At 63.8% G+C, this 21,586-nt stretch carries 19 protein-coding genes; 3 read left to right on the top strand and 16 right to left on the bottom strand.

Annotated elements, in window-relative coordinates:
• Positions 1 to 55: 55 nt before the first annotated feature.
• From pnp to rimP, 11 genes are all read right to left on the bottom strand, one after another.
• Positions 56 to 2,392 carry a polyribonucleotide nucleotidyltransferase gene (pnp, locus tag FE851_RS03515; RefSeq protein WP_017184378.1) on the bottom strand — a complete coding sequence of 779 codons (2,337 nt, stop codon included), beginning with the start codon at positions 2,390 to 2,392 and terminating at the stop codon, positions 56 to 58.
• Positions 2,393 to 2,690: 298 nt separating this feature from the next.
• A complete protein-coding gene (rpsO, locus tag FE851_RS03510) occupies positions 2,691 to 2,960 on the bottom strand; it encodes a 30S ribosomal protein S15 (protein WP_017184379.1) in 270 nt (89 codons plus the stop codon).
• Positions 2,961 to 3,923, bottom strand: coding sequence for a tRNA pseudouridine(55) synthase TruB (truB, locus tag FE851_RS03505; protein WP_145199848.1), 963 nt, complete (start codon positions 3,921 to 3,923; stop codon positions 2,961 to 2,963).
• A gap of 32 nt (positions 3,924 to 3,955) precedes the next feature.
• Positions 3,956 to 4,534 carry a thymidine kinase gene (locus tag FE851_RS03500; RefSeq protein WP_145199845.1) on the bottom strand — a complete coding sequence of 193 codons (579 nt, stop codon included), beginning with the start codon at positions 4,532 to 4,534 and terminating at the stop codon, positions 3,956 to 3,958.
• 9 nt (positions 4,535 to 4,543) lie between these two features.
• Complete coding sequence (locus tag FE851_RS03495) at positions 4,544 to 5,467, bottom strand: alpha/beta fold hydrolase (RefSeq protein ID WP_145204069.1); 924 nt, start codon at positions 5,465 to 5,467, stop codon at positions 4,544 to 4,546.
• A gap of 72 nt (positions 5,468 to 5,539) precedes the next feature.
• Positions 5,540 to 5,938: a 30S ribosome-binding factor RbfA gene (gene rbfA, locus FE851_RS03490; RefSeq protein WP_017184383.1), complete on the bottom strand. Its 399-nt coding sequence runs from the start codon at positions 5,936 to 5,938 to the stop codon at positions 5,540 to 5,542.
• Positions 5,939 to 5,985: 47 nt separating this feature from the next.
• Positions 5,986 to 8,592 carry a translation initiation factor IF-2 gene (gene infB / locus FE851_RS03485; protein ID WP_145199842.1) on the bottom strand — a complete coding sequence of 869 codons (2,607 nt, stop codon included), beginning with the start codon at positions 8,590 to 8,592 and terminating at the stop codon, positions 5,986 to 5,988.
• A 10-nt stretch (positions 8,593 to 8,602) separates the two neighbouring features.
• On the bottom strand, positions 8,603 to 9,316 hold the full coding sequence (locus FE851_RS03480) for a DUF448 domain-containing protein (RefSeq protein WP_107124088.1): 714 nt from the start codon (positions 9,314 to 9,316) through the stop codon (positions 8,603 to 8,605).
• Positions 9,317 to 9,379: 63 nt separating this feature from the next.
• Positions 9,380 to 9,616, bottom strand: a complete 237-nt coding sequence (locus tag FE851_RS03475; protein ID WP_017184174.1) for a tautomerase family protein — start codon at positions 9,614 to 9,616, stop codon at positions 9,380 to 9,382.
• Positions 9,617 to 9,622: 6 nt separating this feature from the next.
• Positions 9,623 to 11,221 carry a transcription termination factor NusA gene (gene nusA, locus FE851_RS03470; protein WP_017184173.1) on the bottom strand — a complete coding sequence of 533 codons (1,599 nt, stop codon included), beginning with the start codon at positions 11,219 to 11,221 and terminating at the stop codon, positions 9,623 to 9,625.
• Positions 11,222 to 11,232: 11 nt separating this feature from the next.
• Positions 11,233 to 11,757, bottom strand: a complete 525-nt coding sequence (rimP, locus tag FE851_RS03465) for a ribosome maturation protein RimP (protein ID WP_019051723.1) — start codon at positions 11,755 to 11,757, stop codon at positions 11,233 to 11,235.
• A 248-nt stretch (positions 11,758 to 12,005) separates the two neighbouring features.
• Here rimP and FE851_RS03460 point away from each other — a divergent pair, with 248 nt between their 5' ends.
• On the top strand, positions 12,006 to 13,142 hold the full coding sequence (locus tag FE851_RS03460) for a PQQ-dependent sugar dehydrogenase (RefSeq protein ID WP_186378739.1): 1,137 nt from the start codon (positions 12,006 to 12,008) through the stop codon (positions 13,140 to 13,142).
• Between the two features lie 95 nt (positions 13,143 to 13,237).
• Here the strand turns inward: FE851_RS03460 and FE851_RS03455 are convergent, their stop codons facing one another.
• The 3 genes from FE851_RS03455 to tpiA form a co-directional block, all read right to left on the bottom strand.
• The gene (locus FE851_RS03455; protein WP_145199840.1) at positions 13,238 to 14,869 is read right to left on the bottom strand and encodes a CTP synthase; all 1,632 of its coding nucleotides are present in this window, start codon (positions 14,867 to 14,869) and stop codon (positions 13,238 to 13,240) included.
• Positions 14,870 to 14,959: 90 nt separating this feature from the next.
• A complete protein-coding gene (secG, locus tag FE851_RS03450) occupies positions 14,960 to 15,316 on the bottom strand; it encodes a preprotein translocase subunit SecG (protein WP_017184169.1) in 357 nt (118 codons plus the stop codon).
• A gap of 201 nt (positions 15,317 to 15,517) precedes the next feature.
• The gene (gene tpiA, locus FE851_RS03445) at positions 15,518 to 16,258 is read right to left on the bottom strand and encodes a triose-phosphate isomerase (RefSeq protein WP_145199837.1); all 741 of its coding nucleotides are present in this window, start codon (positions 16,256 to 16,258) and stop codon (positions 15,518 to 15,520) included.
• A 169-nt stretch (positions 16,259 to 16,427) separates the two neighbouring features.
• Between tpiA and FE851_RS03440 the strand changes: the two genes are divergently transcribed.
• Positions 16,428 to 18,380, top strand: coding sequence for a peptidylprolyl isomerase (locus FE851_RS03440; RefSeq protein ID WP_145199834.1), 1,953 nt, complete (start codon positions 16,428 to 16,430; stop codon positions 18,378 to 18,380).
• A 1-nt stretch (position 18,381) separates the two neighbouring features.
• Complete coding sequence (gene trpE, locus FE851_RS03435; protein ID WP_145199831.1) at positions 18,382 to 19,911, top strand: anthranilate synthase component I; 1,530 nt, start codon at positions 18,382 to 18,384, stop codon at positions 19,909 to 19,911.
• A gap of 111 nt (positions 19,912 to 20,022) precedes the next feature.
• Here the strand turns inward: trpE and FE851_RS03430 are convergent, their stop codons facing one another.
• Positions 20,023 to 20,748, bottom strand: coding sequence for an extensin family protein (locus FE851_RS03430; RefSeq protein ID WP_145199828.1), 726 nt, complete (start codon positions 20,746 to 20,748; stop codon positions 20,023 to 20,025).
• Positions 20,749 to 20,751: 3 nt separating this feature from the next.
• Positions 20,752 to 21,546, bottom strand: a complete 795-nt coding sequence (locus FE851_RS03425) for an NUDIX domain-containing protein (RefSeq protein WP_145199825.1) — start codon at positions 21,544 to 21,546, stop codon at positions 20,752 to 20,754.
• Positions 21,547 to 21,586: the final 40 nt, after the last annotated feature.

Genomic DNA, 21,586 nt, shown 5'->3' with positions numbered 1-21,586 from the left:
GGGCGCCCGGCTGAACCGGACGCCCCATTTTAACCTCAGTTCGTCGGATAGACGATCAATCCTGGGTCAGGAAGTCAGGCAGACCGCCCGGCGCCGGGCCGTCTTCATTGCCGCCTTCGCTGCGTTCCCGACGCGGACCACGATCGCCACCGTCGCGGCGCGGGCCGCGACCGCGATCACCACGACCTTCGCCGCCTTCGCGACGTGGGCCACGATCACCGCCGCCATCACGGCGCGGACCACGATCACCGCGCGGCTCGCGCGCTTCGCGGGGAGGACGCGTATCCTCCAGTTCTTCGCCGGTTTCCTGATCGACGACGCGCATCGACAGGCGCACCTTGCCGCGCGGGTCGATCTCCAGGACCTTGACCTTCACTTCCTGGCCTTCCGACACGACGTCGGTGGGCTTTTCCACGCGCTCATTCTTCATTTCGGAAACATGGACCAGACCGTCCTTGCCGCCCATGAAGTTCACGAACGCACCGAAATCGACAATGTTGACGACCTTGCCGTCATAAATCTTGCCGACTTCCGCTTCCTGCGTGATGCCCAGGATCCACTTGCGTGCAGCCTCGATCTGCGCCGGATCGGACGAGCTGATCTTGATCAGGCCTTCATCGTCAATGTCGACCTTCGCGCCGGTTTCGGCGACGATCTCACGGATGACCTTGCCGCCGGTGCCGATGACTTCGCGGATCTTCGACTTGTCGATCTGCAACGTCTCGATGCGCGGGGCATGGGCCGACAGTTCGGTCCGGGTCGAAGCCAGCGCCTTGCTCATTTCGCCAAGGATGTGGGCACGGCCTTCCTTCGCCTGGGCAAGCGCGGTTTCAAAGATTTCGCGCGTGATGCCCGCAATCTTGATGTCCATCTGCATCGTGGTGATGCCTTCGGACGTACCGGCCACCTTGAAGTCCATGTCGCCCAGATGATCTTCATCACCCAGAATGTCGGACAGGACGGCAAAATTCTTGCCTTCCAGGATCAGGCCCATGGCGATGCCGGACACCGGGCGCTTCAATGGCACGCCTGCGTCCATCATCGACAGCGAACCGCCGCAGACAGTCGCCATCGAGGACGAACCATTGGATTCGGTGATGTCGGACAGGACGCGGATCGTATAGGGGAATTCGTCCTTGCTGGGCAGCACGGGGTGCAGCGCACGCCAGGCCAGCTTGCCATGACCCACTTCACGACGACCCGGCGCGCCGAAGCGGCCGACTTCACCGACCGAATAGGGCGGGAAGTTATAGTGCAGCATGAAATTTTCATAATGCAGGCCGGTCAGGCCGTCGATCATCTGCTCGGCGTCCTTGGTGCCCAGCGTGGTGGTGCAGATGGACTGCGTTTCACCGCGGGTGAACAGGGCCGAACCATGGGTGCGGGGCAGGAAGCCGACCATCGCTTCGATCGGACGGATCTGCGTGGTCGTGCGGCCGTCGATGCGCTTGCCGTCCTTCAGGATGGCGCCGCGCACGATTTCCGCTTCCAGCTTCTTGGTCAGCTTGATGCCGGCCATGACGGTCTGGGCGTCGAGACCATCGGCAACGAACGACGCCTTTGCCTTGGCGCGGGCTTCGTTCAGCGCGTTGGAACGCGCCGACTTGTCGGTCAGCTTGTAGGCGGCGGTGATGTCCTTGCCGATCAGCTTCTTCAGCTTCTTCTTCAGGTCATCGAGATTGTCGCCCTGCGGCATGTCCCAAGGATCCTTGGCCGCCTTTTCAGCCAGGCTGATGATGGCGTCGACAATCTTCTTGCTCGCGTCATGCGCGAACAGGACGGCGCCCAGCATGACTTCTTCCGAAAGCTCCTTGGCTTCGGATTCGACCATCATCACCGCGTCGTAGGTGGCGGCGACGACCAGGTCGAGTTCACCGGCCTTTGCCTCGTCCAGCGACGGGTTGAGCTGATATTCGCCATCCTTGTAACCGACGCGGGCCGCGCCGATCGGTCCCATGAAGGGCACGCCGGACAGGGTCAGCGCAGCCGACGCGGCGATCATCGCCACAATGTCCGGCTCGCTTTCGCCGTCGAACGACAGAACCTGGGCGATGACGTTGATTTCGTTGTAGAAACCTTCGGGGAACAGCGGACGGATCGGACGGTCGATCAGGCGGGAAACCAGCGTTTCCTTTTCGGTCGCGCCGCGCTCACGCTTGAAAAAGCCGCCGGGAATGCGGCCGGCGGCGGAATATTTTTCCTGATAGTGAACGGTCAGGGGGAAGAAATCCTGGCCTTCCTTCACGCTCTTGGCGGCGGTCACGGCGCACAGCACCACGGTTTCGCCATAGGTCGCCAGCACGGCGGCGTCAGCCTGGCGGGCGATGCGGCCGGTTTCGAGGGTCAGCGTCTTGCCGGCCAGCTCGATCGATACTTTCTTGACATCAAACATAGTTTTTTCCTTCGCCCGCGTCGGCCCTATTGCCGGGCGGGGCCTTTGGCGGAGCCGGTGAGGCTCCATGGGTGAGGAGCGAACTCCTCATATCCGTTCGCCCTGAGCGAAGTCGAAGGGCTTAGCTGAGCGCAGGCGAAGCAAACTTCGCTTCGCTCAGCAGAAGGCTTCGACAGGCTCAGCCCGAACGGTGTGGGGAAGTGTCCCCCGTATCATGAACGCCGTGCCGGATTGCCCGACGCCATGTTTCAGAATCAGAAACGGCCCCGCATGGGGGCCGTCCCGTTGAAGGTCCGCGTTACTTGCGCAGGCCCAGCTTGGCGATCAGGTCGGCGTAGCGCGCCTGATCCTTCTTCTTGAGATAGTCCAGCAGCGAACGACGCTTGTTGACCATCATCAGCAGACCACGACGGCTGTGATTATCCTTGTGGTGACCCTTGAAATGCTCGGTCAGGTTGGTGATCCGCTCGGTCAGGATCGAAACCTGGACCTCTGGCGAACCCGTGTCACCCTCGGCGCGGGCATATTCCTTGATCAGCGCTTCCTTGCGCTCGGCAGTAATCGTCATCTATTCGTCATCCTTCGACATCAGGTTGAAACCGCGCACCACGATGATCTGATGATCATCCGACCGGACCAGCGCGACGGGGATAGTCCCGTCCATCGCCAGATGAAGGCCAGTGGTGGCAGTGATCCCGGTCAGAACCTTCCCCTGTCGGAGCATCAGGGCCTGATCGGGCGAGACGGGGAGAGCCGGGATGTCGTCCAGCCCCGCCGTCAGCGGCAGCATAAGGCTACCGATGGCGCGCTCGTTAGCAGCATGACGCAATTTGTCCAGCGAAATCGCGGAATCGAGGGTAAACGGCCCCGCCTTGATCCGGCGCAGCATGGTCACATGGCCGACCGTGCCGAGCGCCAGCGCAATGTCGCGGGCAAGGCTGCGGATATAGGTGCCCTTGGAAACATGGGCGGTGAGGGTGATGGCCTCAATCCTCTCCCCCTCTCCAAGCTGCGCTAGCCCGCCATGCGGGCAAGCTGCGCTATTCTCTCCCCTTCGGGGAGAGGAGATTTGCAGGCGATGCACCGTCACCCCCCGCATCTTCATTTCCAGATCCGCCCCGGCACGCGCCAGATCATAGGCCCGCTGGCCATCGATCAGGATCGCGCTATAGGCCGGCGGCGCCTGTTCGATCGGCCCGGTGAAGCGCGGCAACACCGCCTCCACCTGTGCCAGCGTGGGCCGCTGATCGCTGGTCGCGATCACCGCGCCTTCCAGGTCGAGCGTGTCGGTCTGCGCCCCGAACGCCACGGTAAAATCGTAAATCTTGTCACTGTCGAGCATCCGCCCGGCGAGCTTCGTCGCCTCGCCGATCGCGATCGGCAGCACGCCGGTTGCCAGCGGATCGAGCGTGCCGCCATGGCCGACCTTGCACTTGCCAGCCCCACCGTCGCGCAACGCGCGCTTGACCGCGCTGACGGCCTGGGTCGAACCGAGGCCATGGGGTTTGTCGAGGATGATCCAGCCGTGCATGGACGCGCGCCTACACCGCGGCAGGCCGCTTGTCAGCCGCCCATCTGTTCCCGATAATGGCGGCGGCAGAGTGCGACATAGCGATCATTGCCGCCAATCTGCGTCTGCGCGCCGTCGCGCACCGCCTGCCCCTGCCCGTCCACGCGCAGGTTCATCGTCGCCTTGCGCCCGCAATCGCACACCGTCTTGATCTCGCTCAGCGTGTCCGCCAGCCCCAGCAGGTGGGCGCTCCCTTCGAACAATTCCCCCCGAAAATCGGTGCGCAGGCCATAGCAAAGCACCGGGATGTTGAGATCGTCGCACAGCGCGGCGATCTGCCATACCTGCGCGCGGGTCAGGAATTGCGCTTCGTCGATCAGAACGCAGGACAGGGGCGTCGCCGCATGCTGGCGCGCAACGGCAGTGAAAATATCGACCGCCGGATCGAACAGATGCGCGTCCGTTTCCAGCCCGATGCGCGACGCAATGCGGCCATGCCCAAAGCGATCGTCGATCGCCGCGGTCCACAACATCGTCGCCATGCCGCGCTCACGATAATTGAAGTCCGATTGCAGCAACGTCGCGGATTTGCCCGCATTCATCGAGCTATAATAGAAATAGAGCTTTGCCATGCCCGACGCTTAGCGGATGGTCGGCGCGACGCCAGAGAGGAAACGGACCAGCGCATCGGCCAGCGCGATCCTCTTGTCCGAAAAACTGTGATCGGTCGGCCAGACCATCAGCCGCGCATTGGGATTGGCCCCCTGCGCATCCGCCGCCACCGTGCGCGCCTCGGCCCCCAACCCCTTCTCCGCGCCAAGGATGGTGAGCGGACGACGCCCATAGCCCGCCAGTCGGCGGCCAAGGTCGAACTTCTCACCATTGCCCTTTATCTCGGCGGTCAGGCTGTCATAGGTCGCGCCATGCAGCGGCGGCAGGTCGCTCTCCACTTCCGCCTTCCACGCCGCTTCGCCCTGCGCGCTCGTCAGCGCGGCGACGGTCTGCGCAGGGTCCCACGGGTCGATCAGGAACAGCCCGGCCACGCGGGGTTCGGCGGCGGCAATGTCCGCCGCCATAAAGCCGCCCATGCTATGCCCGGCCACCACGATCGCGCTGGTGTCGATGCGATATTTGGCGACGGTCGCGGCTTGCTGGAGGAATTGCAGCGCGGCAAAGGCATCGTCTGACGCATTGCCGAAGGAGAAATTGCCCGGACTGCCCCACGACCCGCGATAATGGAGCGTCAGCACATTCCATCCGGCCCGGCGCGCGGCCTGCGCCAGGTCCAGATTCTGCTCGTTACCGGGAAAACCGTGAAGCAACAGCAGCGTGGGATGCAGCCCGGCCCCGGCGGCGGTGTACATGACGGCGTTCATCGCGCCATCGCCCGAAGGCAGGACGAAGGCGCTCATGCCGGCCGGATGGGCGGCGTCCGGAGCGGGATCGCTGATGACGGCGGGGTGGATCGCGGGATCCTTGGCGGCGGCGGGGGTGATGGCGCCCAATGCTGCCGCCACGCCAAACAGCCACATCATCCGCATCGCTCGATCCTCATTCTTGCACATGCGCGGACATGCCATCACATGCCGGTCCGCCTTGGGGAGTGCCATCATGACGAAGAACAATGTGGGCGGCAATCAATCCGCGTCATCATCCTTGACCAGATCCTGCGCAACCTTGGGATCGCGCAGCAACTTGTCGATATGGCTGCCCTCGTCAAAACTGTCGTCGGCCAGAAACTTGATCTTCGCGGCATATTTGAGCCGCGTGCGCGCGGCGACCTCGCGCTGGAAATAGGCGGTGTTGGTCCGCAGCGCCTTCAGCACCACTTCCTCGTCCCGCCCCAGCAGCGGCTTGATGAAGGCGGTCGCGTGGCGCAGGTCGGACGACATGCGGACTTCCGTGACACTCACGACATGCCGCGCCAGCACATCGTCATGCACATCCCCGCGTTGCAGGATGTCGGACAGAATGTGGCGCACCTGCTCCCCTACGCGGAGCGCACGAACGGACGGGCCTTGGGTTTGACTGGACATATATAAACCTCATGGCCCCGACCAAAGCCGGGGCCATGTCTTTCCTATCACAGCGTGCGGACGCGTTCCTCGACCTCGAACAGTTCGAGCGTATCGCCCGGCTTGATGTCGTTGGTGTCCTGCAACACGGCGCCGCATTCCATGCCGGCGCGCACTTCGGACACATCGTCCTTGAAGCGGCGCAGCGAGTGGATGACCGTCTTGGACACGATGACATCGTCGCGGGTAAGGCGCGCATTGAGCCCCTTGCGGATGACGCCTTCCTTGACCAGAAGCCCGGCCGCCTTGTCCTTCTTGCCCGCAGGGAACACCTGCAACACTTCGGCGCGACCCACGATCGTTTCGATGCGTTCGGGGGCCAGCTGACCCGCCATTTCATTGCGCACTTCTTCGAGCAGGTCGTAGATCACGTCATAATAGCGCAGCGAGATTTTCTCGCGGATCGCCAGCGGACGCGCCTTGGCATTGGGACGGACGTTGAAACCGATCAGCGGCGCGCGGCTGGCCGACGCCAGCGTAACATCGCTTTCAGTGATCGCGCCGACGCCCGAGCTCAGGATACGCACCTTGATCTCGTCGGTCGAAATGCGGTTCAGCGCATTGACGATCGCTTCGACCGAACCCTGCACGTCGCCACGGATGACCACCGGATATTCGATGACCTTTGTGCTCAATGCCGAGAACATATTTTCAAAGTTCGTCGGCACCGATGCGGTGCGCTTGCGGGTGATCTGTTCCTGACGATAGGCGGCCACCTCACGGGCGCGCGCTTCATTCTCCACGACCGTCATCTGGTCGCCTGCCATCGGCACGCCCGACAGGCCCAGCACCTCGACCGGGACCGAAGGACCGGCGGACTTGACCTGCTGGCCCTTGTCATTGACCAGCGCACGCACCTTGCCGCTTTCCGCGCCGATGACGAACGTGTCGCCGACCTTGAGCGTACCGCGACGCACCAGCACGGTGGCGACAGCGCCACGGCCCTTGTCCAGCTGCGCCTCGATCACATTGCCTTCGGCAGCGCGATCGGGGTTTGCGGTCAGTTCCATGAGCTCGGCCTGGAGCAGGATCTTCTCGATCAGCTCGTCCAGCCCGGTCTTCTTGAGCGCCGACACCTGCACGTCCTGCACGTCGCCGCCCATATCCTCGACCACGATTTCATGTTCGAGCAGGCGCTCACGCACCTTTTGCGGGTTGGCTTCGGGCTTGTCGCACTTGTTGATCGCCACGATCATCGGCACGCCGGCCGCCTTGGTATGATTGATCGCCTCGATCGTCTGCGGCATCAGCCCGTCGTCGGCCGCCACCACCAGAATGACAATGTCGGTCACGTTCGCACCGCGTGCGCGCATTTCCGAAAAAGCCTCATGGCCCGGCGTATCGAGGAAGGTGATGATGTCGCCGCCCTTGGTCGTCACCTGATAGGCGCCGATATGCTGGGTGATGCCACCGCTTTCGCCCGCGACCACATCGGTCCCGCGCAGCGCGTCGAGCAGGCTGGTCTTGCCATGGTCGACATGGCCCATGATCGTCACGACAGGCGCGCGCACCTTGAGCGATTCGACAGGATCGACATCGCCTTCAATGCCGATTTCGACGTCGGCTTCGGACACGCGCTGGATGCGGTGGCCGAATTCCTCGACCAGCAGTTCGGCGGTATCCTGATCGATCGACTGGTTGAGCGTGACCGCCTGACCCATCTTGAACAGCGACTTGACCAGGTCCGCGCCCTTTTCGGCCATACGGTTGGCCAGTTCCTGCACGGTGATGACTTCTGGCACCACCACGTCGCGCGACTGCTTTTCGCGCGTCTTGGAGCCACCGGCATAATGGGCGCGGCGTTCCTTTTCACGCGCGCGCTTGAGCGCGGCGAGGCTGCGGGCGCGGGCGCTGTCGTCATCGGCCAGCGCCTTGGTGACGGTCAGCTTGCCGGCCTGGCGGCGATTATCCTCGCCCCGCTTGGCGCGTTCGGGCTTGGCCGGTTCGGGCCGCTTGATCGGGGTGACCGGCGTGAAACGACGCGGCGGCGGCGGCGCGGCAGTGGTGGCTGCGGGCTGCTCGTCCGTCGGCGCAGCCGCTTCGGGCGCGGCGGCGCTGTCCTGCGGCGCAGTGGCGGCGGGTGCTTCGGCTGCGGGCGCCGCCTCGGGAGCCTTGGCTTCTTCGACAGCAGGCGCGGAGGCGGCAGCTTCGGCAGCCTGGCGATTTTCCTCGGCCCGGCGCTTTTCATCCTCGGCAGCCGCTATGCGCTCGGCCGCTTCGCGACGGCGCGCTTCCTCCAGCGCGTTCATGCGCGCTTCTTCTGCTTCGCGCAGCAGCTTGGCCTGCAATTCCTGACGCGACATCAGGCTTTGCGGCGGCGACTGGCGCGCGGGGGCAGGCTGCGGCGCGCGCTGCTGCTGCGGCGGCGGGGCGGCGGGACGGGGCGCTGCGGGCGCGGGAGCGGCGGGCACCGGATCGGCCTGTGGCGCAGCAGCGGGCGCAGCGCCGGCGGCTTCGCCCGGCTTGCCCAGGACGCGGCGCCGCTTCACCTCAACCACGACCGTATTCTTGCGGCCATGGCTGAACTGCTGCTGCACCTGGCCGGATTCCACGGTCCGCTTGATGCCCAGCGGCTTGCGGCCCAGAACCGGCTTGTCTTCCTTGCTGTCACTCATACGACTGAACTTAACCCTTCACTTCATCACCGGCCGGTGCAGGCACCGACGCATCATTCCATGCAATCTCGGCACCCTGCGCAGCGGAGGATCGCTCCTCCGCCTGCGCGGGCGCCTCGATAACGCAACCCAGATAGCTTTCCAAGCGGCCCAGGGCCGCACGCAGGCGCAATGCCGCGCGCGAGTCGGTCACCGCAACATGGACGACATTATCGCGCCCCATTGCCATAGATAGGGCCTCGCGGTCCACAGGCAAGACGATACCTGCAAGATCGCTGCCTTCCGCTTCCTGCCCAACGCGCAGCGCCTGGTCCAGCTTGCGATTGCCATCGGCCGCCGCATCGGCGGCATGGAGCAGCAATTTGACCAGCCCCTTGCGGCACGCAGTATCGATTTTTTCCGAACCTGTGAGCAGCATGGAGGCGCGCGCCTCCAGCCCCAGACGGCTGAGCAGATCCTGCCGCAACGCCTGTTCGATCCGTTCGGGCAGGTCCGCCCCGATCTGAAGCGCCCCGTCCTTGAAGGAACGCGCGATCGCACCCTTGAGCTTGCCCTTGGCGAGCGCGGTTTCCAGCTCGGCCCGGCTGACGCCGATCCAGGCGCCCCGCCCCGGCGCCTTGGCGCGGACGTCGGGCAGCACCTGCCCGTCCGGTCCGATCGCCAGGCGGATCAGCGTTTCAGGGTCGGCGCGGTCGCCGGTCAATATGCATTTGCGTTCGGTCATGCGTGCCCCTCCGCCAAAACGGATGGACTGGCAACCCCAACGCTATTGGATAGGCCTAAACGCTCATCGGGGAGTGTCCGCAGCAATGGCGTCCTCCCTATGAGAGGGCGCTGGTGCGCGGTCGGCCAAAAGCTGCCCGCCCGCCGCGTAATTTTCCAGGCTCAGTTCGGTGATATTGATCTGCACGGCAGCCGCCGGCTTCCCCAGCCGCTCAACGAGCGACTGGGTGATGTCGGCGACCAGCGCGGCTTTCTGCTCGCGCGTGACGCTACCGGCCAGACGGATATCAACGAACGGCATGGCGGATCAGGCTTCCTCGTTCTCGAGCCCCGACGCGGATGCGTCATCTTCAAACCAATGCGCGCGCGCGGCCATGATGATCTCATTGCCCTGCTCGTCCGACAGGCCATAGGCGGCCAATATGCCACCCTTGTCCTCGGCGCTTTCGGTCTTGCGGCGGCGCTGGTCGACGCGCTTCTTCTGCACCAGTTCGTCGGTGGCAAGGTCCGCCAGATCGTCGAGCGTCTTGATGCCCGCCTTGCCCAGCGTCACCAGCATCGCTTCGGTAAGGTGCGGCATGTCGGCCAGGGCATCCTCGACGCCCAGAGCCTGCCGTTCTTCCCGCGACGCTGCTTCGCGCCGTTCCAGCGCCTCAAGCGCGCGGCTCTGCAATTCGCCCGCCAGATCATCGTCAAAGCCTTCGATCGAGGCCAGTTCGTCGATGCTGACATAGGCGACTTCTTCCAGCTCACCAAAGCCCTCGGCCACCAGCAGCTGCGACAGCGTCTCGTCCACGTCCAGTTCGTTCTGGAACATTTCGGACCGGGTGACGAATTCCTTCTGCCGCTTCTCGCTGGCGTCGGCTTCGGTCATGATGTCGATCGCCTTGCCGGTCAGCTGGCTGGCGAGGCGGACATTCTGGCCGCGACGACCGATGGCGAGCGAGAGCTGATCGTCGGGAACGACGACTTCGATCCGCTCTTCTTCCTCGTCGATCAGCACGCGGCTGACCTGGGCAGGCTGAAGCGCGTTGACGACGAAGGTTGCCGTATCTTCCGACCAGGGGATGATGTCGATCTTTTCGCCCTGCATTTCCTGCACGACGGCCTGCACGCGGCTGCCCTTCATGCCGACGCAGGCACCGACCGGATCGATGCTCGAATCGCGGCTGATCACGCCGATCTTGGCGCGGCTGCCCGGATCGCGCGCGGCGGCCATGATGGTGATGACGCCATCATAGATTTCGGGCACTTCCTGCGCGAACAGCTTTTTCATGAATTCGGGGTGCGCGCGGGACAGGAAAATCTGCGGCCCGCGATTTTCGCGGCGCACGTTCAGCACGACCGACCGGATGCGATCGCCAACGCGGACGACTTCGCGCGGGATCTGCTGGTCGCGGCGGATGACGCCTTCGGCCCGGCCCAGATTGACGACAACATGGCCGAACTCGACCGATTTCACGACGCCGGTGATGATTTCACCCACGCGGTCCTTGAATTCCTCATACTGACGCTCGCGCTCGGCATCGCGGACCTTCTGGAAGATCACCTGCTTGGCCGACTGGGCGTCGATGCGACCCAGGTCGATGGGGGGCAGCGGATCGACGATGAAATCGCCGACGACTGCGCCCTTCTGCAACTTTTGCGCGGCCTTGATGTCGACCTGCTTGAAATAATCCTCGACCACATCGACCACTTCGACGACGCGCCACAGACGCAGGTCGCCGCTGTCGGGGTCCAGCTTGGCGCGAATGTCATTCTCGGCGCCGTAACGCGCCCGCGCAGCGCGCTGGATCGCGTCCTCCATCGCCTCGATGACGATCGCCTTGTCGATCATCTTTTCGCTGGCCACCGAATTGGCGATGGCGATCAGTTCGGCCCGGTTGGCGGAAATGGCGTTTGCCATGGAAAGAACCCTTATCCTTCGGTTTCGATATCGTCCGCACCCTCGGCAGAGAGCGGCATGGTAGCATTAATCAGCGCGTCCGTCAGCACCAGCTTGGCAGTGTCGATCAGGCCAAAGGGAATGACGACATGCCCGACCTTGGTATCCTTGAACCCAATATTCTCGCCCTCGACCGGGCCAAGCACGCCCTTGAACGTCTTGCGATTGTCAATCGGCTCGGTCACCGTGATCCGCGCTTCGAACCCGCCCCATTCGACAAAATCGTGCAGGCGGGTGAGCGGACGGTCGATCCCCGGCGAACTGACCTCCAGCCGATAGGCTTCCTCGATCGGATCAACCTCATCGAACAGGTCCGACAGGCGGCGCGAGATCGTCATGCAATCGTCGATCACCAGCTGCCGCGTTTCCCGACGCTCGGCCATGATCTGAAGCGTGCGCTCATCGCCCTGCCCAAACAGCTTCACCCGCACAAGGTCAAAGCCCAAAGCCTTGACCTCCGGTTCGATCAGCGCAGTCAGTGCGGCGATGTCCGCCATGCAATCTCCAGACTATATAAACCCGCCGCTGCCGCAGGCGATGTGCCTGCGACCCTGACATGTTTGACGATGTAAGGAAGCAGGCGTCATATAGGCAGGCCGCCGATAATCTGCAACAAATTTAATCTTCACACATTTCCGTTCGGGCTGAGCTTGTCGAAGCCTTGCACTTTCTTTCAGAAGCACAACGGCCCTTCGACATTTGATTGAGGCACGTGACTCGATCAAACGGGGCGAACGGAGACCATATGATGAAGTCTGTTACGCTCGCTACCCTGCCCCTTATCCTCATTGCCTGTTCGGCCGACAATGCCACCGGCCAGAATGCCGCCACGCCGGACAAGCCGTTCAAGGTCGCGACCATCGCCGACTTCGACGCCCCCTGGGCCATGACCTTCCTGCCCGACGGGCGCACGCTGGTGACGGAAAAGGCGGGCGAGATGATCCTGTTCGATCCGAAAAACGGCACCAAAATTCCGGTCGCGGGCATCCCCGCCGTCGACAGCGCTGGTCAGGGCGCGCTGATGGACGTCGTCCTCTCCCCCCATTTCGCGCAGGACAAGATGGTCTATTTCAGCTTTTCCGAAAGCCGCGACGGGGTGAAGGGCGTGGCGCTGGCCAAGGGCGCCTTTGCCCAGGCCAGCGACGGGACAACCCGGCTGGACGGCGTTCAGGTCATTTTCCGCGCCAGCCCCTATGTCGATGGTAATGGCCATTATTCGGGCCGCATCGCCTTTTCGCCGGACGGCAAATATCTCTTCTTCACCAATGGCGAGCGGCAGAAATTCGATCCCGCCCAAGACCCCAAGGCCACGCTGGGCAAGGTGCTGCGCCTCAATCTGGACGGCACGCCCGCGGCGGGCAATCCGCTGGCCGCTCAGGGGTTTAACCCGGCGATCTGGTCCTATGGCCATCGCAACCTGCTCGGCATCGCCTTCGACAAGGATGGGCGCTTGTGGGAACAGGAAATGGGGCCGAAGGGCGGGGACGAAGTGAACCTCGTCAAACCGGGCCTCAACTATGGCTATCCCAAAGTGTCGAACGGCGACCATTATGATGGCAAGCCGATTCCCGACCATGCACCGGGCGACGGATTTGAAGCGCCCAAGGTCAGCTGGAACCCTGTCATCTCACCGGCCGGGCTGCTCTATTATACCGGCGACCTTTTCCCGCAATGGAAGAACAGCCTCTTCATCGGCGGTCTGTCGAGCCAGAGCCTGGTCCGCGTGAAGCTGGACGGCGATAGCGCTGCCAAGGCGGACCAGTGGAACATGGGCGCCCGCATCCGCGAAGTGGAACAGGGACCGGACGGCGCGCTCTGGCTGCTGGAGGATGGCGACCGGGGATCGCAGGGCCGGATGCTGAAACTGACGCCTGCGGGGTGAAACGCCACATGTTCGTCATGCTGACGAAAGTCAGCATCCAGGGCGGCACAAACCCGCCCTAGATGCCGGGTCAGGCCCGGCATGACGACGGATAATTACACCAACCGGCTCTGCTTGACCGCCGCTTCGATGAAGCTGGCGAACAGCGGGTGCGGGTCGAACGGTTTGCTCTTGAGTTCCGGGTGGAATTGCACGCCGACAAACCAGGGATGGTCGGGCCGCTCCACGATTTCGGGCAGCGTGCCGTCGGGCGACATGCCGGAAAAAATCAGCCCGCCCTTTTCCAGTCGCTCGCGATAGCCGGCATTGACCTCATAGCGATGGCGATGCCGCTCGCTGATCTCGTCCGCGCCATAAATGCCCGCGACCACGCTGTTGCCGGTCAGTTTCGCGGGATAGGCGCCAAGGCGCATCGTGCCGCCCAGATCAGTTTCGGCGGTGCGCTTCTGCAAGCCTTCCGCGCTCATCCATTCGGTGATGAGGCCGACGACCGGCTCCGACGTTTCGCCAAATTCGGTTGTCGAAGCATCCGCTATGCCCGCCGTATTGCGCGCACCCTCGATGCAGGCCATCTGCATCCCCAGGCAAATGCCGAAAAATGGCACATTGCGTTCACGCGCGAATCTGACGCTAGCGATCTTGCCTTCCGACCCGCGCACGCCAAAGCCGCCGGGGACCAGAATGCCGTGCATCGGCTCCAGGAACGCGGCGACATCGTCGCCCTTCTCGAACAGTTCGGCGTCGATCCACTTGATCTTCACCTTCACCCGATTGGCAAAACCGCCATGGGTCAGCGCCTCGTGCAGCGATTTGTAGGCGTCGGGCAGGCCGACATATTTGCCGACCACGCCGATCGTGACCTCGCCTTCCGGATTCTGCTGCCGGTCCATAATGTCGTCCCACCGCTCCAGCGACGGCATTGGCGACCCTTCGATGCCAAAGGCGCGCAGCACTTCGGCGTCCAGACCTTCGGCATGATATTGCGCAGGCACCGCATAGATGCTGCTGGCGTCGAGCGCGGGGATGACGGCTTCGGGCCGCACATTGCAGAACAGCGCGATCTTGCGCCGTTCGCTTTCGGGCAAAGGCTGTTCGCAGCGGCACAGCAAAATGTCGGGCTGAATGCCCAGCGACGTCAGTTCGCGCACGCTATGCTGGGTCGGCTTGGTCTTGAGCTCACCTGCCGCCGCAATATAGGGCACCAGCGTCACATGGACGAAGATCGACTGGCCCCGGTCCAGATCATTATGCAGCTGGCGAATCGCCTCCATGAAAGGCAGCGATTCGATGTCGCCCACCGTGCCGCCAATCTCGCACAGCACGAAATCAATATCGTCGGTATCGGCCAGCGCGAACGCCTTGATCTCGTCGGTGACGTGCGGAATGACCTGCACCGTCGCGCCCAGATAGTCGCCGCGCCGTTCCTTGGTGATGATCGTCTGATAGACGCGGCCCTGCGTCACATTGTCGCTCTGGCGCGCGGAAACGCCGGTAAAGCGCTCATAATGGCCCAGATCCAGGTCAGTCTCCGCCCCGTCGTCGGTCACATAGACTTCGCCATGCTGATAGGGCGACATCGTGCCCGGATCGACATTCAGATAGGGATCGAACTTGCGGATTCGCACGCGATAGCCCCGCGCCTGCAACAGCGCTGCCAGGGATGCAGCCATCAGGCCTTTACCAAGCGAGGAGACCACGCCGCCGGTGATGAAAATATACCGCGTCATGGGAGAAGAGGCCTAGCCTTTCAGAACAACAAAGAGCAAGCGCGCGAATCCACGCGCGCTCAAAAAATATTGGAAATGTCGGTGAACGGGTTAGTTGGCGAGCGGAACGGCGCTGTTGCCTGCCGCATTCGCCGCACCCGCCAGCGGGTCAGCGCTGGTGGCCGGCGCGTTCTGCGTGACCGGCGCCTGCTTGACCAGCGACGTGTCGATGTCGCTGGGCGCATGACGCACCGACGCGATCACCGCCATGACAATGGACAAAGTGACGAAGATCGTCGCCAGCACCGTGGTCGATCGCGTCAGGAAATCCGCCGCGCCGCGCGCCGACATGAAGCCCGCCGGACTACCGCCAACGCCCAGCCCGCCGCCTTCCGACTTTTGCATCAGGATGACGGTTACCAGCAGGGCGGCGATGATCGCCTGCACGACGAGAAGAAAAGTGAACATGCGACGGGTTCTGTCCGGAAATGGGATATGTTGCCGCGCACATAGCGACGAAGCGTCGCGGGGGCAACCATGGGTATCGGACTCGATTCCAAATCCGTTCGCCCTGAGCGAAGTCGAAGGGCTCTGCTGAGCCGCGGGCGAAGCTGCTTCGCTCCGCTCAGCACAAGGCTTCGACTTCGCTCAGCCCGAACGGATGTTAGGTTATCCCGCAGCGGCGATGATCGGCGCGAACTTGTCCGCCGTCAGGCTGGCCCCGCCGACCAGCCCGCCATCGACATCGGCGATTCCCATCAATTCTGCGGCATTGTCACCATTCATCGATCCGCCATAGAGAATACGCATCCCCGCTGCCTCGTCGCCGATCCGGCTGGCCAGCGCATCCCGCAACGCCCGGTGCATCGCGTCGACCGCCTCCATCGTCGGTATCCGCCCGGTGCCGATCGCCCAGATGGGTTCATAGGCGATCGCCAGCCAGTCGGCCGCCGCGCCTTCTGGCAGCGACGCCAGCAACTGCGCCGAAACGACCGCTTCAGCGTCGCCCGCGTCGCGCACGTCCAGGCTTTCACCCACGCACAATATCACCTTCAGGCCCGCCGCCTTTGCCGCCAGCGCCTTGGCCGCGACATCAGCGTCGCTCTCGCCCTGTTCCTGCCGCCGCTCGCTATGACCAACGATTGTCCAGCCGGCCCCCGCTTCGGCCAGCATCGCGCCGGACAGGCAGCCGGTATGGGCGCCGCTGGCGTTCATGTGGCAATCCTGCGCCCCAATAAAGGCTCCGCCCCGAACCTGCGCCGCCGCCGCGATCAAAGTCGCTGGCACGCATAGTCCAACATCCACCCCCTGATGATTGGCCGCGATGCCGCCAATTGCTTCGACTTCGCCCAGATGCGCCTTAAGGCCGTTCATCTTCCAGTTGCCGACGACAAGTTTACGCCTGTTCATGGATTATATTTCCCCATATTTGTTTTTGCTGCACGCGTGGTCGCGATGAACGGGGCGGGTGCATTTGTCCAGACTGGCTGCGCCAGACATTGCATGACCGTGGGCGCTTGCCGCCGCGCCTATACCGCCTTAAAGCGACCGCCATCACGCCCGCTGTTCGGACATTTTCATGCTTGCTGTCTTTCGCCGCTTCATTCGCTCCCGGTTCGGCGCGGTCTTTGCGATCCTCTTCCTGGCCGTCATCGCCGGCGCCTTCATTCTGGGCGACCTGTCCAACGGCCAGTTCGGCAGCACCCTGCGCGGCAGCGGGGGCACGGCGGCCAAGGCTGGCGGCCACAGCCTGTCGCAAAGCGAAGTGCAGGATCGCATCCAGCGCGTCTATGAAAATGCCCGCAGGTCCAATCCCGCTTTGACGATCGGCGAATTCTTCGCGCAGGGCGGCGCGACACAGGTGTTCGACCAGTTGGTCGCATCGCTGACGCTGCGCGCCTTTGCCGATGATCAGGGCGTGCATATTTCCAAGCGGCTCGTGGATGCCCAGATTGCGCAGATCCCCGCCTTTCAGGACGCGGCGGGCAATTTCAGCCAGGATAATTTCCGTTCGCTGCTGATCCGCGAACGCATCACCGAACAGGCGCTGCGCGATGACATCAGCCGCGAAATTCTGGAGCGCCAGTTGCTGGGTCCGGTGGGCCTTGGCGTCAAGCTCTCCGACTCGCTGGTGCTGCCTTACGCATCGCTGCTGCTGGAAGCGCGGCAGGGTACGATCGCCGCGATCCCGGCGGTCGCCTTTCTGGACGACAAGGTGCCGACCGACGCGCAACTGACCGATTATTACAAGCGCAACGCGGACCGCTTCACCATCCCCGAACAGCGCCGCATCCGGTATGCGGTGATCGACGCCCAGCGGTTCGCGCAGGCATCGCAGCCCAGCGACGCGGAAATCGCCGCCGCCTATAATCAGAACAAGGCCGCCTATGCCGCCAAGCAAAACCGCAGCGTCGAACAGCTGGTGCTGCCGACGCAGGCCGGTGCCAAGGCGATCGCTGACAAGGTGAAGGGCGGCACCGCGCTGTCCGCCGCCGCAAAGGACGCCGGCCTTGAAGCGCTGACGGTGACCGATCAGAGCCAGGCCGCCCTCACCGGGTCGGCGGGCAAGGCGGTTGCCGATGCCGCCTTTGCCGCCAAGCAGGGCGACATTGTCGGTCCCGTGCGTGGACCGCTTGGCTGGATCGTGCTGCGCGTCACCGCAATCACGCAAACCCCGGCCCGTCCGCTTGCCGCGGTACGCAGCGAGATTGTCGAGACATTGCGCGCGCAGAAGGAAAAGGCGCTGCTCACCGAACTGACCGGCAAGCTGGAAGATCAGATTGCCGATGGCGGCACCTTCGATGAAGTGGCCAAGGATAATGGCCTGAAACTCGAAACCAGCCCGCTGCTGCTCGCCACCGGCAAGCAGGTCGAGGATTCGGCCTATGTCCCCTCCCCCGACCTGCAACCGCTGATCGCGCCTGCCTTCGCCATGAGCGCGGATGACGACGCGCAGCTGGTGCCGATCACCCCGGACAAGCGCTATGCGCTCATCGCTCCCACTGACATTGTCGCGGCCGCGCCGCCGCCGCTGGCGAAGGTCAAGGCGCTGGTGCAGGCGCAGTACCAGCTCAACCAGGGGAATGAGAAAGCCAAGAAGGTGGCCGAGGAGATTCGCGCCAAGGTCGCCAAGGGCATGAAACTGGCCGATGCCGTCGCCGCTGTCGGCGTCAAGCTGCCCGCGCCGCAGGTGCTGGGCGGCCGCCGCGCCGACATCATGCGCGGTGAACAGCGTCCGCCCGCGGAAGTCGCCATTCTCTTCTCGATGGCCCCCAACACAGTCAAGACCCTGCCGATCGGTCAGGATCGCGGTCAGTTCGTCGTCCAGTTGAACGCGATTCAGCGCGGCGATGCCAAGGATCAGCCTGAACTGCTGAAACAGGTGCGCGATCAGCTGAGCGAAGTCGTCGGCCAGGAATATGGCCAGCAGTTCGAGCGCGCGGTCGAAAAAGAGTTGGGCGTGACCCGCAATGCCAAATCTGTGGCAGAAGCCCGCACGGCGCTGACCGCCACCAATAGCGGCGGCCAATAATATGGGCGCAACGGGCGGGGACGGCATCGCTTTCGCGCGAGCGGCGCTGGCGCGGGGAGAATCGGCGCTGGTGTGGCGGCGTCAGATTGCCGACACCGACACGCCCATTTCCGCCGCGCTCAAATTGTTCGAGGCGGATCGCGGCGACTTCCTGCTTGAATCGGTGGAGGGCGGCGCGGTGCGCGGTCGCCACAGCCTGATCGGCCTCGCCCCCGACCTCCTGTTCCGCGCCGATGGCGACAAGGCGCAGATCAACCGCCAATGGGCGACCGACCGCACTGCGTTCGAGCCGCTGGAGGCCGACGCGCTGACGGCGTTGCGGGCGCTGGTCGCCGAATGCCGCGCGGAACTTGATCCCGCCCTGCCCGCCGCGCTCGCCTGCCTTGTCGGCTATTTCGGCTATGAGACGGTCGGGCTGGTCGAAAAACTGCCCCGCCCCGCGCCCAATCCCATCGCCCTGCCCGACATGCTGTTCGTGCGCCCGACCGTGATCCTGATATTCGACCGGCTGGCCGACGCCCTCTATCTGGTCGCGCCGGTGTGGAAGGGCAGCTTTACTGATGCGGAAGGCGCTGCTGATCGGGCGATCGACGCCGCGCTCGAACGGATCGACGCGACCGCTGCGCGCCTCGCCGCTCCGCTGCCCGCCACCCCCGCCCCGGCGGACATGGCCGACATCGCGGTAACCCCGGTTCTGGAGCCTGGCCGCTATGCCGCCATGGTGACCAAGGCCAAGGACTATATCGTCGCGGGCGATATTTTTCAGGTCGTGCTGGCGCAGCGCTTCACCAGCCCGTTCAGCCTGCCGCCGATCGCTCTCTATCGCGCGCTGCGGCGGATCAATCCATCACCCTTCCTTTATTATCTCGACCTGCCCGGCTTTGCGCTGATCGGATCGTCGCCGGAAATATTGGTTCGTGCTCGTAACGGCGAAGTCACGATCCGCCCGATCGCAGGCACCCGCCCGCGCGGCAAAAACGCCGTAGAGGACGCCGCCAACCGCGAAAGCCTGTTGTCCGATCCAAAGGAACGGGCCGAACATCTGATGCTGCTGGACCTTGGCCGCAACGATGTCGGCCGTGTCGCAACGGCTGGCAGCGTGACGGTGACCGACAGCTACACCGTCGAATTCTACAGCCATGTCATGCATATCGTTTCCAATGTCGTTGGCCAGCTGGCGCCGGACAAGGACGCGATCGACGCGCTGTTTGCAGGATTCCCGGCGGGCACCGTATCGGGCGCGCCCAAGGTCCGCGCGTGCGAGATCATCGCCGAACTGGAACCTGAAACCCGCGGCGCCTATGCCGGTGGCGTCGGCTATTTCAGCCCGGACGGCAATATGGACAGCTGCATCGTCCTGCGCACCGCCGTGCTGAAAGACGGCGTCATGCATGTGCAGGCAGGGGCCGGGATCGTTGCGGATTCCACCCCCGAATATGAACAGCGCGAATGCGAAGCCAAGAGCGGCGCGCTATTGGCGGCAGCGCGCGAGGCGGTGGCGCTGGCGCGCGAAAGCGGCTTCGGGCAGTAAAATCCTCTCGTCATCCCAGCGAAAGCTGGGATCTCCCTTCTTTTGCTCAAGCGCCGAAAAGAAAAATGGGATGCCAGCCTTCGCTGGCATGACGTATTTAGCGGAGCAATGTCACCGGCACGCCCGTCCGCCAATTGCGCCGCGTTCCGCCTGATCCAGATGGAAATGATCGCGGTGCGCCTTGTTATAGTCGGGCGACAGCACGGTCGAAAACAGGTCGCACGCCCCGTCCCGCACCGCGCGCAGAAACTCAGCGTCCTTGGCCTTGCCGTCCCAATCGTTCAGCACGCTGATCTGCCGCCCGTCCGCCAGGACAAAGGCAGCGATGTCGATCGCATCGGCGGTCGCATGTTCGCTGAAATCGCCAGCGCTGCGCCCGTACATCCGCCGACAGCTATAGCTGCCAAAATGCCGCAGCGACGCGACCGGCTGGCCATAGATGCGCTGCGCGGCAGGCTGGACCACCTGCCACTCCCATAGCTTGAGCGCAGCCACCACCGGGCAGGAAGGCGCGACCGCCGCCGGGGCGTAGGCCAGCGCCCCGCGTTCGGCTTTCAGCCGTACGGCATCATCATAAACGCACTGCCCCGACCCGCCCGGCTCCATCGCGCTATAGGACACGCCCGCCTGTTCCAGCAGCGCCAGACATTGCGCCCGCTCCCCCGTCAGCGCCGCCAGCTTGCGCCCGGTAAACAGGCCAATCGGCTGATCAAGGTCGATCTTTGTCCAGGGCAGGTCCTGCGGCCGCTGCCGCAGCACGGCATAGGCCAGCAGGATCAGGCAGAGCAAAACGCCCCAGAACAGGATGTGACGCAGGAACAGGTGGATTTGACGCATCCCCTAACCACGCCGGACCTGCCAGAAAGGTTCCGATGTGACGGGATAGCCCAGATGATCCGGGATGCATAAATGCTGTTCGCCGTCGCGATCTTCCACCCATGGCCGTACTTTTTCAACCGGGTGGGCGGCGGCATGGGCGATCATCTCGGCATGGCTTCCCGCCAGCGCCAACCGCTCCAGATTGCGCCGGGTGGGAAAGATGATACGCCCATCCCCCGCATCGCATCGCGCCAGCGTGGCGGTGGCGCTGCTCCAGAACAGATGCACATTCTCCGTCGCGTCGGCGACGGCTTCCTGCGCGTCGGGCGCGCGCGCGATGTAAAAGCGCGTGTCATAGACCCGGATCGCCTTTTCAAACGGTGCCGGATGCCATCGGGCAAAGGGCGTCAACTGATCGAGCGCCAGCGTCAGGCCATGGTTGTCGAGCAAATCGCCCAGCATCGTCCCGGCCAGCAACCCCTGCCGCAACGACAATACCGTCGGCCCGTCGACCGCGTCCGCCAGATCCCCGTTCAAGCCCCCGATCAGGCCAACACCCAGCCCGCTTTCCTCGATCGTTTCGCGGATCGCCGCGATCCGCGCCGCGGCCTCATCCTGTTCAAGCCCATGATCGATCCGTGCCGCCAGCGCATGGTCATGCGCGTCCACCCCGCCGCCGGGAAAGACCAGCGCGCCCGCGGCAAAGGCCATGGTCGATGCCCGTTCCATCATCAATATGTCGGGCGGCCCATCGGGTCGATCGCGCACGATCACTACCGTCGCTGCGGGGCGACCTGCATCATCTTCCATTGTCATGCCCTTGCTCTACGCCCGGCGATGCCAGCCGGTAAAGCCC

Origin of the sequence: Sphingobium sp. B2, from assembly GCF_007693735.1 — a bacterium.
GTDB classification, from domain to species: Bacteria; Pseudomonadota; Alphaproteobacteria; order Sphingomonadales; family Sphingomonadaceae; genus Sphingobium; species Sphingobium xenophagum.
Note: the sequence above shows the minus strand (reverse complement) of the source record. Positions and strands in the feature narration are given on the sequence as shown.

Excerpts from the sequence above, each read along its gene's own strand:
- rbfA (WP_017184383.1), bottom strand. The coding sequence starts at position 5,938 with ATGTCCAGTCAAACCCAAGGCCCGTCCGTTCGTGCGCTCCGCGTAGGG.
- secG (WP_017184169.1), bottom strand. The coding sequence starts at position 15,316 with ATGTTCACTTTTCTTCTCGTCGTGCAGGCGATCATCGCCGCCCTGCTG.
- FE851_RS03460 (WP_186378739.1), top strand. The coding sequence starts at position 12,006 with ATGATGAAGTCTGTTACGCTCGCTACCCTGCCCCTTATCCTCATTGCC.
- infB (WP_145199842.1), bottom strand. The coding sequence starts at position 8,592 with ATGAGTGACAGCAAGGAAGACAAGCCGGTTCTGGGCCGCAAGCCGCTG.
- FE851_RS03500 (WP_145199845.1), bottom strand. The coding sequence starts at position 4,534 with ATGGCAAAGCTCTATTTCTATTATAGCTCGATGAATGCGGGCAAATCC.
- rimP (WP_019051723.1), bottom strand. The coding sequence starts at position 11,757 with ATGGCGGACATCGCCGCACTGACTGCGCTGATCGAACCGGAGGTCAAG.
- FE851_RS03475 (WP_017184174.1), bottom strand. The coding sequence starts at position 9,616 with ATGCCGTTCGTTGATATCCGTCTGGCCGGTAGCGTCACGCGCGAGCAG.
- FE851_RS03455 (WP_145199840.1), bottom strand. The coding sequence starts at position 14,869 with ATGACGCGGTATATTTTCATCACCGGCGGCGTGGTCTCCTCGCTTGGT.
- FE851_RS03430 (WP_145199828.1), bottom strand. The coding sequence starts at position 20,748 with ATGCGTCAAATCCACCTGTTCCTGCGTCACATCCTGTTCTGGGGCGTT.
- FE851_RS03425 (WP_145199825.1), bottom strand. The coding sequence starts at position 21,546 with ATGACAATGGAAGATGATGCAGGTCGCCCCGCAGCGACGGTAGTGATC.
- truB (WP_145199848.1), bottom strand. The coding sequence starts at position 3,923 with ATGCACGGCTGGATCATCCTCGACAAACCCCATGGCCTCGGTTCGACC.
- nusA (WP_017184173.1), bottom strand. The coding sequence starts at position 11,221 with ATGGCAAACGCCATTTCCGCCAACCGGGCCGAACTGATCGCCATCGCC.
- trpE (WP_145199831.1), top strand. The coding sequence starts at position 18,382 with ATGGGCGCAACGGGCGGGGACGGCATCGCTTTCGCGCGAGCGGCGCTG.
- tpiA (WP_145199837.1), bottom strand. The coding sequence starts at position 16,258 with ATGAACAGGCGTAAACTTGTCGTCGGCAACTGGAAGATGAACGGCCTT.
- FE851_RS03495 (WP_145204069.1), bottom strand. The coding sequence starts at position 5,467 with ATGTGCAAGAATGAGGATCGAGCGATGCGGATGATGTGGCTGTTTGGC.
- rpsO (WP_017184379.1), bottom strand. The coding sequence starts at position 2,960 with ATGACGATTACTGCCGAGCGCAAGGAAGCGCTGATCAAGGAATATGCC.
- FE851_RS03480 (WP_107124088.1), bottom strand. The coding sequence starts at position 9,316 with ATGACCGAACGCAAATGCATATTGACCGGCGACCGCGCCGACCCTGAA.
- FE851_RS03440 (WP_145199834.1), top strand. The coding sequence starts at position 16,428 with ATGCTTGCTGTCTTTCGCCGCTTCATTCGCTCCCGGTTCGGCGCGGTC.
- pnp (WP_017184378.1), bottom strand. The coding sequence starts at position 2,392 with ATGTTTGATGTCAAGAAAGTATCGATCGAGCTGGCCGGCAAGACGCTG.